The organism is Streptomyces koelreuteriae (genome assembly GCF_018604545.1).
Lineage (GTDB): Bacteria > Actinomycetota > Actinomycetes > Streptomycetales > Streptomycetaceae > Streptomyces > Streptomyces koelreuteriae.
Genome location: NZ_CP075896.1, coordinates 1,228,685 through 1,241,577, shown reverse-complemented (window position 1 = coordinate 1,241,577; position 12,893 = coordinate 1,228,685). Strand labels below are relative to the sequence as shown.

Here is a 12,893-nt window from a genome sequence, read left to right as displayed (position 1 = left end):
ATCCGTGGGGAGAGAGGGCCTGGGCCATGGACCGTGGCACCGACAGGGCTGAGCAGGGCACGGCGACGGAACCCGCCGAGCCCGGCCGCGTCCCCCTGGCCGTCGTCGTGGTCGACCGCGACGGCCTCGTGTCCCACTGGAGCCGGGGCGCACGGCGCCTGTTCGGCGTCCCCAAGGACGAGGCGATCGGCCGTACGGCCCTCGATCTGCTCCCCGTCTCCGGCGCCCTGCCCGACGAGCGGGACACCACCCCGCACGCCGCCTACGACGGTCTCGGGCCCGACCTCGAATCGTCCCTCGACGGCGGCCTGTCCTACCCCGCGGCGGGCCGCGCCCGGCTCACCGCGTCCGGGGACGGCCGGGTCGACGTCCTGTGGTGGGCCTACCCACTGGTGGGGCCCGGGCCCGAGCGGCTGCTCGTGCTGGCCGCCGACGCCGACGGACTGCGCGCCGACGACGGGGCGCTGGAGCGGATAGCCCCCGGCTTCGCCCTGCACACGGACTTCCCCGGGTCGGAGGACCTCGCCCGCCGCCTGCCCGAGATCCTGCCCAGCATGAGCGTCGGCGAGAGCGCCCGCATCGTCGCGCAGGTACTCGAACTCGGCTATCCCATCCTGGAGTTCAGCCAGAACGACCGGGTGCCCGTCACCCCCGACTGGGGCGTGGCCCGGCGGGCCGAGCGCAAGGCGCGCCGGGAGCGGGCCGCGCGTGCCCTGGCCGCAGGCGAGCCCGTCCCGGAGGAACTGCGCGACGAGGGCGAGGACCTCGAACACGCGGCCGTCCGCGAGCATCTGGAGTTCCTCAACGAGGTCAGCGGCCGCATCGGCACCTCCCTCGATCTGTCCCGCACGATCATCGAGGTCAGCCGGGCCGTCGTGCCCCGCTTCACCGACGTCGCCGGGACATATCTGCGCGAACAGGTCGTCGCCGGCGAGGGGTTCCCGGACGGCGTGCCCGACACGACCACCCTGTGGCACCGGGTCGCCCTGGAGCACACCGACGAACCCGGCCGCTGGGACGACGTCGTACCCGTCGGGGAGGCCATGCCGTTCCCCGCGCACACGCCGTTCTTCCAGTGCATGACCTCCGGCGAGCCCGTCCTCGTGCCGCGCATCAGCGAACAGATGGGCCACGCCATCGCCGCGCAGTTCGACAAGCGCGACATCCGGCCGCTCATCACGGGCCGCTCCATGCTGGTGGTGCCCCTGAAGGCCCGCCATGTCGTGCTCGGCTTCATGATCCTGCTGCGGCACCCGGAGCGGCCCGTCTTCGACGACATGGACCGCGTCACCGGCGCCGAACTCGCCGCCCGCGCGGGCCTCGTGCTCGACAACGCGCGCATGTACACCTACCAGGAGACCGTCGCCGAGACGCTCCAGGACAGCATGCTGCCGCACATCCCGCCCCGCATGGCGGGCTGCGACATCGCCACCCGCTATCTGCCGGGCACGCTGCTCGGGCGGATCGGCGGTGACTGGTTCGACGCGGTGAAGCTGCCCGGCGGGCGTACCGCGTTCGTCGTCGGCGACGTCATGGGCCACGGCCTGAACTCGGCGGCGATGATGGGCCAGTTGCGCACGGCCGTGCAGACCATGGCCGGACTCGACCTGCCGCCCGCCCAGCTGCTGCGCAACCTCGACGACCTCGCCCAGCGCCTCGGCGACACCTACCTCGCGACCTGTCTGTACGCCGTGTACGACCCGATCGCGAGCGAGCTGCACCTCGCCAACGCCGGGCACATCCCACCCGTCCTGGTCCGGGCCGACGACGGGCGCAGCGAACTGCTGGAGCTGCCCACGGGAGCGCCCATCGGCGTCGGGGGAGTGCCCTTCGAGGCGGAACGCCTGCGCGTGGAGCCCGGCGACCGGCTGGTGATGTGCACCGACGGGCTGGTCGAGGTGCGCGGCGAGGACATCGGCGTGGGCCTCGCGACGCTCTGTGAGTCGGCCGCCCACCCGGCCGCGTCGATGGACGACGCCTGCGACACCATCATCAGGTCCCTCAACACCCGCGGCGGCCGCAAGGACGACGTGGCGCTGCTGATGGCCCGGCTGAACGGCATCGAGCCGGACGACGTCGCCGAGTGGCGGCTCGCCCTCGACCCGGCCGAGGCCGGCCGGGCCCGCGCGGCGGTCCGCGAGCGGCTGCACGACTGGGGCCTGGCGAAGCTGGTCGCCTCCGCCGAGCTGCTGGTCAGCGAACTCGTCACCAACGCCGTACGGCACTCCCACGCCCGCCCCGTGGAACTGCGCCTCGTCCGCGGCGACACCCTGCTCTGCGAGGTGGACGACGACGACCACGAGCTGCCGACGCTGCTGAGCAGCGGCTCCCTGGACGACTCCGGGCGCGGTCTGCGGGTCGTCAGCACGCTGTCCCGCGAGTGGGGCACCAGCCGCACCAAGACGGGCAAGACGGTGTGGTTCGAGCTGACGCTGCCCGGGCGCTGACGCCGGACGCTTGTCGTGGCCCGCGCCGCGCGGTACACCGTACTCGCCGCCGGACGGCGGAATCCGCGCGCACCCTGGGGAGTCGGGCATGAGTGTGACGAGTCGGTACCGGGACGCCTGGGAGGGGTTCTGGAGTGCGGCGCCCGCCGAACCGGGGGCGGTGTTCTGGGACGCCGAGCCGGTCCTGACCGCCGGCCCGCACCTTGCCCTGTTCGAACCCCATGTGGCCGATCCCGCACTGCCGATGGTGGACCTCGGCTGCGGCAACGGCACCCAGACCCGCTATCTGGCCGACCGCTTCCCGCGGGTCGTGGGCGCCGACCTGTCGGCCGCGGCCCTCGACCACGCCCGGCGGGCCGACCCGGCCGGGCAGGCCGCGTACCGGCAACTGGACGCCGCCGACAAGAGCGAGACACAGACCCTGCACGCGGAGCTCGGCGACACCAACGTCTATGTGCGGGGCGTCCTGCACCAGTGCGAACCGGAGGACCGGCAGTCGCTGGTGGACGGGATCGCCACGCTGGTCGGCGACCGCGGCCGGGCCTTCCTGGTGGAGCTATCCGGTGCCGCCAAGCCGGTGCTGATGGGCCTGGCGAGCGGCCCCGACGGTCCGCCGCCCAAGCTCGCGCCGGTGTTCCGGCACGGCATCGCACCCGGTGAGGTCTCCGACGACGCCGTCCCCGAGTATCTGCGCTCGGCCGGCCTCACCGTCCTGGCGAGCGGCGCGATGCCCCTCGTCACCACCGAGTACGCACCCGACGGCACCCGGGTGGAGCTGCCCTCGACGTGGGTGGTGGCCAGGCGCACGGTGTAACACGTATCAGTTTCAAGCTTCCTTCGTGGCTGGTTTTCGCGCTGCTTGTGCAACCCGTGTATCAATTCTTTCCGACTGACTACCATTCACCGATCGCAGCGGCACAACGGGGCTCTGTGCCATACCTCAGAAGAGCGACACGATCGGGGGAAACGCATGGGATCGGATCGAGGGAGAACGAGCTTCGATGAACTGACCAGCCGTGAACTGGAGGTTCTGTCCCTGCTGGTCACAGGCGACTCGAACCGGCGGCTCGCGCAGCGGCTGGGAATTGCCGAACGCACGGTGAAGGCCCATCTGACGAGTCTGATGCGCAAGCTCGGTGTCGAGTCCCGGGTGGAAGCGGCCCTTCTAGCACAGAGATACCAGAAAGCGCTATCGGACCTTGGGGCAATACCCAAAGGTCCGATGGGCGAACGAGACGCGAGTTGCAAAAGTGGCACATGACGGTCGGAAAGTCCGGCCGTGCACACCTGGTCCGCTGTTCCGGATGACGGTCGGCGGATCTTGAGGGGGTAACGCATGAAGCGTCTTCTGGCGTCTCTGGCCATCGGAGCCGCGCTCGCCGGCGGCGTCACGGCCGCCACCGTGCTGCCCGCCCAGGCAGGCACCGTGTCCTGCAGCAACCAGGGGCACAACTCCGGCAACGGCGGCAACGCGTGGGCCAGCGGCTGTTCGCACAGCGGCGGCCACGACGTCCGCCTCTACGGCGAGTGCGACCTGTCGCCGTTCGCCGTGTACTCGCCCTACAAGGGCGGGAGTTTCTCGGGAGCCAGCTTCTCCACCCCCGGCTGCACCTGGGGCGTGGGCGAGTCGGGCTTCCAGCACCGCTGAGCAGGTGTGAAACGGCGGTGAAGCACGACTGACGGCTGCCGGGCTGAGGAAAGCAGCCCGGCAGCCTTCGTCCAGTTTCGCAGCCATCGTCGCGTACGGATGAATGGGGCACACAGGTGTTGGTGTTGGACGGCGTGACCCGGCGCTACCGCAGTGGCGAGGTCGAGGTTCAGGCGGTGCGCGGGGTGAGTCTGGCGGCCCGCGAGGGCACCCTCACCGCGGTCATGGGGCCCAGCGGATGCGGCAAGTCCACCCTGCTCACCATGGCGGGCGGACTGCAGCCCCCGGACACGGGCACGGTCACGGTCGCCGGGGTACGCATCGACACGCTCCCCGAGGCGGACCTCTACCAGCACAGGCGCCGTCACATCGGCTATGTGTTCCAGGACTACAACCTGGTCCGCATCCTCAGCGTGGCGGAGAACGTGGCCCTGCCCGCCGAACTCGACGGCATGTCCCGCCGCAAGGCCCGCGCGCAGGCGCGGGAGGCGCTCGCCTCCGTGGGCATGGACGAGTACGCCGACCGCTACCCGGACTCGCTCTCCGGAGGGCAGCAGCAGCGCGTCGCCCTGGCCCGGGCCTTCTCGGGCGGCCGCGGCCTGATCCTCGCGGACGAGCCGACCGGGGCGCTGGACAGCGACAGCGCCGCCCAGGTCCTCGACAGCCTCCAGTCGCTGGTGCGGTCCGGGGCGACCTGTGTGATCGTCACCCACGACGAGGCGGTCGCGGCCCGCGCCGACCGCGTGGTCCGCATGCGCGACGGCGTCGTCGGGGACGTCACCGGGGCCGCCGCGTGAGCGCACGCAGGATCGCCCTCCGGATCGCCCTGCGGCGGGTACGGCGGGACCGCAAACGGACCCTGGCCCTCACGGCGGCGCTGCTGGTTCCGCTGACCCTGGCCGTCACGCTGGTCACGCTCCGGGCCACCAGCGAGATCCCCGAGGACGTACGGGTCGGCACACTGATCGGCCAGTCGCAGGGAGTGCTGCGCAACCTCGACTTCGTCGCGGAGCGGGGCGCCGAGCGCGCCCTGGCCGAAGGGCCGCGGGCGCTGGCCGACGCGGCCGGCCGGGACCTCGACGTCGTCCCCGAGGTCAACGGCCCGCTCGCCGTCTCCTCGGGCGGTCTGCAGGTCGACTCCTTCGGCTACGGCCTCGAACTCGACCGGCCGCTGCACCGGGGCCGGTTCGTGCTGACCGAGGGCAGGGCCCCGCGGGCGCCGGACGAGGTCGCCCTCTCGCCGAGCGTCATGGCGCGGCTCGGGGTACGGCTGGGAGACAAGGTGGACCTCGGCGAGGGCGGCGCCGAGGCCGAGGTCACGGGCATCGCGGCGATCCCCACCGACACCCTGCGGAAATTCGTGGTGGCCCTCCCTGCCGTCGTCGCCGGCCAGGCACCGGCGCTGCCGAAGCCCGGGCAGGAGAGCTCCATGGCCGCGGCGCAGGACGGCACCGTCGTCGTCTGGCACACCCCGGAAGCGCTCACGCCCCCGGCACAGCGGGCCATGACCGAGCAGGGCTGGCGCCTCGAACCCCGGTCCAGCGCCTTCGACGTCGCCCGGGACGCCCCGGACTCCCTGCTCCCCGAGGAGTCCGCCGCCGCCTGGGTCCTCGGACTGGCGGTCCTGGTGCTCGGCGAACTCGGCCTGGTGATGGGAGCCGTCTACGCGATCGTCGTCCGCAGCAGCCGGCGTGAACTCGCCCTGCTGGCCGCGGCCGGCGCGGGACCGAGGACCAGACGGTCGGTCATCACCCACCAGGGCCTCCTGGTGGGAGTTCTCGCCACCTCGCTCGCCGTCGGGGCCGGAGTGGCCGCTGCGTGGCTGCTGAAGCCCTGGGCGGCGGAGCGGGGCGGTGAACTCTGGGGCGGGCTGCGTCTGGACGCCTGGCCGACGGCGGTCCTGGCCCTGCTCGGTGTCCTCACCCCGGCCATCGCGGCCCGGGTCGCGGCGCGCGGGGTCGGCGGCGATGTGGTCGCCGCCCTGCGGGACCAGGCCGACTTCGAGGACCGCGCGCCGCGCCGCGGGCAGGTGCTGCTCGGCGTCCTGCTGACCTGCGGTCTGCTGCTGGCCGTCGCCGGCGCGTCCCTCAAGGCCCCGTTCACCGTCATGATCGGGGCGCTGAGCCTGGTCATCGGCACGGGCGTCCTCGTACGCAGGCTGCTGCCGTCGAGCGCCGGCCGCGCCGACGGTCTGAGGCTGATGCAGCGCATCGGGGCCCGGCTCCTGGCGCGTTCCGCGTCCCGCTCGGCGACCATGGGGACGGTGGTGGCCAGCCTCACGGTGCTGACCGGGCTCGTCCTGGCGGCCATGGGAGGCCTCACGGCGGAGGTTGGCAAGTCCTACGAGCCCGACTCCCCGCACGGTTCGGCCTTCGCCTACGCCACGAAGGTGCCCGGGCCCGACACCGTCGCCGCCATGGAGGAGGCCCTCGGGGGCCAGCGGCTGACGGCCATGGCGATCGCCAGCCCACCGGCCCCGGAGGGCGCCGCCCCGGACGGCTCCGCGTGGTCCTACTGGGGCGAGTACCAGGCCGCCTCACCGCTGCCCGACCGGCCCTCCGCCGTCATGGTGATCCGCGAGGCGGACCTGGCCACGGTGCTCGGCAGGAAACCCACCGCCCGGGAGCGCGGGGCGCTCACCGCCGGTGGCGCCGTCGTCCTGGACGAGCGGCTCGCGCCGGGCGGCCGGCTGACCGTGACCGCGCCGAAGTCCCCCGTCATGGACACGGGCCGCACGGAGCTCATCACCAAGAGCCTCGACGCGGTCGCGGCCCAGCGCCGCTCGGAGTACCGCAACCTGCCGGCCATCTACATCGGCGCGGCCGGCCTCAAGGCGCTCGGCGGCGTCGAGCAGCCCAACTCCGCCTACTTCTACCTTCCCGCGCCGGACGGCTCGATCTCCGCGGAACAGGAGGACCGCGCGCGCGGAGCGCTCGCCTCGGACATCGGCAGCGGCTACTTCACGCTGGAGGTGGAACGGGGCCCGGTCGCCGCCGAGGTGCTGCGGGCCACGACGCTGGGCAGCGCGGTGGTGCTGATGCTCGTAGCGGCCACGCTGGCCTTCCTCACGGTGGGCCTCGCCACCCAGGAGATGCGGCCGGACCTGTCGGCACTGGCCGCCGCGGGCGCCGACCGGCGGTTCCGGTCCTGGCTCACCGGTGTGTACGCCGGTCAGGTGACGCTCCTCGGCGTACTGATGGGGGTCGGGGTGACCGCCGTCGCCACCCCCGCCCTGCTGTTCTCCCTGGACATCGGCTGGTCGCTGTGGCCGTGGCTGGGGCTCGCCGCCGCCTCCGCGGGGGCCGTGGCGGCAGCGGTGGCGGCGGGGTGTCTCGGCGGATCCAGGGTGGCGACCCTGCTGAGGTCCGCACAGTGAGTTCCGGCCGCTCCTTACCCGTCCGCGCACCTGTCTCGTCCCCCGGAGGACAGTCATGACGTCGCCCTGGTCACGGATGCTGGTCGCGTCCGCCGCTTCGATGGTTCTGCTCGGCACAGCCGCCGCGGCCACCACCGCCGCCGCCCCGGACAAGAAGGGCGTGGCGGCGAGCGTGCACACCGCCGGGCGGGTCCAGGACGGCGGGGACGTGCTCCGCTACAGCTGGCCCGGCGTGTACTTCGAGGGCCGGATCAGGGGCACCGGCGTCGGCATCGTGCTCGACGACCCCGCCGCCGACTACGACGTCCAGGTCGACGGAACCACCGTCGCGACCCTCGTCACCCCGGGCAGGACCACCCACTGGGTCGACGGACTGGGCAAAGGAGTGCACACCGTACGGCTCGTCAAGCGCAACGACACCCCGTGGAGCACCAGCGCGTTCGGCGGCTTCGTCGCCGCGCCGGGCGGTGCCGTGCTGGCCCGGCCGGTCGCGCGCAGCCGCCAGATCGAGTTCGTCGGAGACTCCCTCACGGCGGGCTACGGCAACCTCTCCGCCTCCCGCGACTGCACCGGCGAGCAGGTCGCCCGCACCACCAACGCCGACGTGGGATATGCCGCCCTCACCGCCCGGCGGCTGCGCGCCGACCACCAGATCAACGCGTACTCGGGCCGGGGCATGGTGCGCAACTACAACGGGGGCTCGCCCGAAGAGAACTACCGCACCTTCTACGACCGCGCGCTGCTGAACGAGCCGGGCGACGTCTGGCAGAACCCGGGCACCTGGCGGCCGGGCCTCGTGGTCGTCCACCTCGGCACCAACGACTTCTCCACCCCGATCAACCCGGGCGAGCCCTGGACGGACGAGAGCCTCGCCGCCGCGTACCGGAGCGCCTACAGCGGCTTCCTCCAGAAGCTGCGGACGCGCTACGGGCCCGGGACCACCCTGCTGGCCGTCGGTGCCGGACCCTTCGCCGGGCATGTCGAGCAGGTGGTCCGGGAAAGGGCCGACGCCGGTGACCGACGGGTCCGCTCCTGGCGGCTCGACGACACGGGCCTGGACCTCATGGGCTGCCACTGGCACTACTCGGCCCGCGACCACCGGCTTCTCGCCGACCGGCTCACCTCTTTCCTCGCCGATCTGCCGATCCGCTGGTGACGTCGTAGCCGGTTCCGCCCGCAGCGCGTAACGTGACGAACCATGAAGATCTCCATCCGGGACGGCTCGTCATGAGAATCCTCATCAGCGCCGACATGGAGGGCGCCACCGGGGTCACCTGGCCGGACGACGTCGTGCCGGGCGCCGCGCAGTGGGAGCGCTGCCGCTCGCTGTTCACCTCCGACGTCAACGCCGCCGTGCTCGGCTTCCACGACGGCGGCGCCGACGAGGTGATCATCAACGAGGCGCACGCGACGATGCGCAATCTGCTGCTGGAGCGGCTGGACGAACGGGCCCAGCTGCTCACCGGCCGGCACAAGGCGCTCTCCATGGTGGAGGGCGTGCAGCACGGCGACGTCGACGGCATCGCCTTCGTCGGCTACCACGCGGGCGCCGGTATGGAGGGCGTCCTCGCCCACACCTACCTCGCGAACCAGATCACCGGCGTGTGGCTGAACGACGTACGGGCGAGTGAGGGGCTGCTCAACGCCCATGTCGTCGCCGAGTTCGGGGTGCCGGTCGTGCTGGTCACCGGGGACGACGTCGCCTGCGAGGACGCGCTCGGGTACGCGCCCGAGGCGCTGAAGGTCGCGGTGAAGGACCATGTGTCGCGGTACGCGGCCGTGTGCCGCACCCCCGCCCGGACCGCCGCCGACATCCGGGCGGCGGCCAAGGAGGCCGCCGGGCTGGCGGTGCGTCACGAGCCCGTGCACGGCGGCCCGTTCACCGTCGCCGTCGAGTTCGACGCGGAGCATCTGGCGATGGCCGCCACCGTCGTGCCGGGTGTGGACCGGATCGGGGAGCGCAAGGTGGCCTGCACGAGCGAGACCATGTACGAGGGCATCCGCGCCTTCAAGGCGGTCACCACGATCGTCTCCGCCGCGGTGGAGGAGCAGTATGGCTGAGCAGGTGGACGGGCAGGCGCTGGACGAGGTCGTGACGTACACGTCCGACCTGATCCGGATCGACACCACCAACCGGGGCGGGGGCGACTGCCAGGAGCGGCCCGCCGCCGAGTACGCCGCCGCGCGGCTCGCCGAGGCCGGGATCGAGCCGACGCTCCTGGAGCGCACCAAGGGCCGGACCAATGTCGTCGCCCGCGTCGAGGGCACCGACCCCTCGGCCGACGCGCTGCTGCTCCACGGCCATCTGGACGTCGTCCCCGCCGAGGCCGCCGACTGGACCGTGCACCCCTTCTCCGGGGAGGTCCGCGACGGGGTCGTCTGGGGGCGCGGCGCCGTCGACATGAAGAACATGGACGCGATGATCCTCGCCGTGCTGCGCGGCTGGGCGCGCCAGGGCGTACGGCCCCGGCGGGACATCGTCATCGCGTTCACCGCGGACGAGGAGGCCAGCGCCGAGGACGGCTCCGGGTTCCTCGCCGACGAACACGCGGCACTGTTCGAGGGCTGCACCGAGGGCATCAGCGAGTCGGGCGCCTTCACCTTCCACGACGGCAACGGACGGCAGATCTACCCGATCGCGGCCGGGGAACGCGGCACCTCCTGGCTGAAGCTCACCGCCCGCGGACGCGCCGGGCACGGCTCCAAGGTGAACCGGGACAACGCGGTCACCCGGCTGTCGGCCGCGATCACCCGGATCGGCGAGCACGAATGGCCCCTGCGGCCGACCGAGACCGTACGCGCGGCGCTCACCGAACTCGCCGCGCTCTACGGCATCGACAGCGACCTGACGGACGTCGACGCGCTGCTCGACAAGCTGGGCCCCGCCGCGAAGCTCGTCGAGTCGACCGTACGCAACAGCGCCAACCCGACGATGCTGAACGCGGGTTACAAGGTCAATGTGATCCCCGGGGAGGCCGTGGCGCAGGTGGACGGCCGGTATCTGCCCGGCGGCGAGGACGAGTTCCGCGAGACCCTCGACCGGCTCACCGGGCCGCACGTCGAGTGGGAGTTCCACCACCGCGAGGTCGCCCTGGAGTCACCGGTGGACTCGGCGACGTTCGCCCGGATGCGGGCCGCCGTCGAGGAGTTCGCCCCGGAGGGGCACGTCGTGCCGTACTGCATGTCGGGCGGCACGGACGCCAAGCAGTTCTCGCGCCTGGGCATTACCGGCTACGGCTTCACACCGCTGAAGCTGCCGGAGGGCTACGACTACGGGGCCATGTTCCACGGCGTCGACGAGCGGGTCCCGGTCGAGGCGCTGCACTTCGGAGTGCGGGTACTCGACCGGTTCCTGCGGACGGCCTAGGGGAGTGGGGGAGAGCGTGCGGACGCTGGCGTACGGGGCGTGGCCCTCGCCCATCGACGCGGCCCTGGCCGCCGAGCACGACGGGCACCCGGAGTACGTGGGCTTCGTCGGCGAGGAGGTGTGGTGGACCGAGCCCCGCCCCGCCGAGGGCGGCCGGCGCACCCTGGTGCGCCGGCACGCCGACGGCACGGAGGAGGCGGTGCTGCCGGCGCCGTGGAACGTGCGCAGCCGGGTCATCGAGTACGGCGGCCACCCCTGGGCCGCGCACACGGGCGACGACGGCCCGCTGGTGGTGTTCGTCAACTTCGCCGACCAGCGGCTCTACCGGTACGAGCCGGGCTCGGAGCCCCGCCCCCTCACACCGGTGTCCCCCGTCGGCGGGGGCCTGCGCTGGGCCGAGCCGCTGCCGATGCCCGGGCGGGGCGAAGTGTGGTGCGTGCTGGAGGAGTTCACCGGCGACGGACCCACCGATGTGCGCCGCGTCCCGGCCGCGGTCCCGCTCGACGGCTCCGCCGCCCAGGATCGGGACGCCGTACGCGAACTCACCGACGCCCGGCACCGGTTCGTGACGGGCCCGAAGCTCTCGCCCGACGGGCGGCGGGCGGCCTGGCTCGCCTGGGACCATCCGCGCATGCCGTGGGACGGCACCGAACTGGTCCTCGCCGACGTCGGCGAGGACGGCGCGCTGCACGACGCCCGGACCGTGGCCGGCGGGCCCGGCGAGTCCATCGCCCAGGCCGACTGGACCCACGACGGTCGCCTCCTGCACGCGAGCGACCGCAGCGGCTGGTGGAACCTCCACCTCGACGGGGAGCCGGTGTGCCCGCGCGAGGAGGAGTTCGGCGGGGCGCTGTGGAAGCTCGGCATGCGCTGGTTCGCGCCGCTCGACAGCGGCCTGGTCGCCGTCGTGCACGGCCGGGGCGCCACCGCCCTGGGCATCCTGGACCCCGAGACCGGGGAGGTCGTCGACGCGGCCGGGCCCTGGACCGAGTTCGCGCCCACCCTCGCCGCGCACGGCGACCGGGTCGTCGCCGTCGGGGCCAGCCCGCGCAGCGCCTACGAGGTCGTGGAACTGGACGCCGCCACCGGCCACGCCCGCGTCATCGGCGCCGAGCACGACGATGCCGTGGACCCCGCCTACTACCCCGAGCCGCAGATCCGCGCCTTCACCGGCCCGGACGGACGCGACATCCACGCCCACATCTACCCGCCGCACCACCCCGGCTGTGTCGCGCCCGGCGACGAACTGCCGCCGTACGTCGTCTGGGCACACGGCGGGCCCACCGGCCGCGCGCCGCTCGTGCTCGACCTGGAGATCGCCTACTTCACCTCGCGCGGCATCGGCGTCGCCGAGGTGAACTACGGCGGCTCCACCGGCTACGGCCGCCCCTACCGCGAGCGGCTGCGCGAGCAGTGGGGCGTGGTGGACGTCGAGGACTGCGCCGCCGTCGCCCTGGCCCTCGCCGACGAGGGCACCGCCGACCGCGAGCGGCTCGCCGTCCGGGGCGGCAGCGCGGGCGGCTGGACCGCGGCCGCCTCGCTCACCACGACCGGCGTCTACGCCTGCGGCACGATCAAGTACCCCATCCTGGATCTCACCGGCTGGGGCACGGGGGAGACCCACGATTTCGAGTCGCGGTATCTGGAGAGCCTGATCGGGCCGCTCGCCGAGGTGCCCGCCCGGTACGCGGAGCGCTCGCCCGCCACCCACGCCGACCGCCTCCGCGTGCCGTTCCTGCTGCTCCAGGGCCTGGACGACCCGATCTGCCCGCCCGTCCAGTGCGAGCGGTTCCTGGCCCGGCTCGAGGGCCGACGGGTGCCGCACGCCTATCTCGCCTTCGAGGGGGAGGGGCACGGGTTCCGGCGGGCCGAGACCATGGTGCGCGCCCTGGAGGCCGAACTCTCCCTGTACGCCCAGGTGTTCCGGCTCGATCCGCACGGCATCCCGACTCTGGAGCTGGGGCCCTTCCGGTGGACCTCCGCGGCGTCGCGACGCCCGGCACGCCCGCTCGCCGCACGGCGGGAAGGGCCAGGTGGCTCCGCCACATGACCCTG

The 12,893-nt window shown here is 73.1% G+C and carries 10 protein-coding genes; all 10 read left to right on the top strand.

The genetic code is table 11. From position 1 onward, the window contains the following. Positions 1–26 precede the first annotated feature (26 nt). The 10 genes from KJK29_RS05510 (at position 27) to KJK29_RS05465 (ending at position 12,888) form a co-directional block, all read left to right on the top strand. The gene (locus tag KJK29_RS05510) at positions 27–2,447 is read left to right on the top strand and encodes an ATP-binding SpoIIE family protein phosphatase (protein ID WP_215117575.1); all 2,421 of its coding nucleotides are present in this window, start codon (positions 27–29) and stop codon (positions 2,445–2,447) included. Between the two features lie 88 nt (positions 2,448–2,535). Beyond that, positions 2,536–3,261, top strand: coding sequence for a class I SAM-dependent methyltransferase (locus KJK29_RS05505; protein WP_215117574.1), 726 nt, complete (start codon positions 2,536–2,538; stop codon positions 3,259–3,261). Between the two features lie 156 nt (positions 3,262–3,417). After that, positions 3,418–3,708, top strand: coding sequence for a response regulator transcription factor (locus tag KJK29_RS05500; RefSeq protein ID WP_215117573.1), 291 nt, complete (start codon positions 3,418–3,420; stop codon positions 3,706–3,708). 75 nt (positions 3,709–3,783) lie between these two features. Continuing rightward, entirely contained in the window at positions 3,784–4,095 is a 312-nt protein-coding gene (locus tag KJK29_RS05495) for a hypothetical protein (RefSeq protein WP_215117572.1), read from the top strand. Positions 4,096–4,211: 116 nt separating this feature from the next. Beyond that, complete coding sequence (locus KJK29_RS05490) at positions 4,212–4,892, top strand: ABC transporter ATP-binding protein (RefSeq protein WP_215117571.1); 681 nt, start codon at positions 4,212–4,214, stop codon at positions 4,890–4,892. Beyond that, positions 4,889–7,471, top strand: coding sequence for an FtsX-like permease family protein (locus KJK29_RS05485; protein ID WP_215117570.1), 2,583 nt, complete (start codon positions 4,889–4,891; stop codon positions 7,469–7,471). The genes KJK29_RS05490 and KJK29_RS05485 overlap by 4 nt, the downstream gene beginning before the upstream one ends. Positions 7,472–7,526: 55 nt before the next feature. Then, on the top strand, positions 7,527–8,627 hold the full coding sequence (locus KJK29_RS05480) for an SGNH/GDSL hydrolase family protein (RefSeq protein ID WP_251057712.1): 1,101 nt from the start codon (positions 7,527–7,529) through the stop codon (positions 8,625–8,627). Positions 8,628–8,698: 71 nt separating this feature from the next. Continuing rightward, positions 8,699–9,532, top strand: a complete 834-nt coding sequence (locus KJK29_RS05475) for a M55 family metallopeptidase (RefSeq protein ID WP_215117569.1) — start codon at positions 8,699–8,701, stop codon at positions 9,530–9,532. Next, positions 9,525–10,838 carry a M20/M25/M40 family metallo-hydrolase gene (locus KJK29_RS05470; protein ID WP_215117568.1) on the top strand — a complete coding sequence of 438 codons (1,314 nt, stop codon included), beginning with the start codon at positions 9,525–9,527 and terminating at the stop codon, positions 10,836–10,838. The genes KJK29_RS05475 and KJK29_RS05470 overlap by 8 nt, the downstream gene beginning before the upstream one ends. A gap of 4 nt (positions 10,839–10,842) precedes the next feature. Then, entirely contained in the window at positions 10,843–12,888 is a 2,046-nt protein-coding gene (locus KJK29_RS05465; protein ID WP_251057711.1) for a S9 family peptidase, read from the top strand. Positions 12,889–12,893 lie beyond the last annotated feature (5 nt).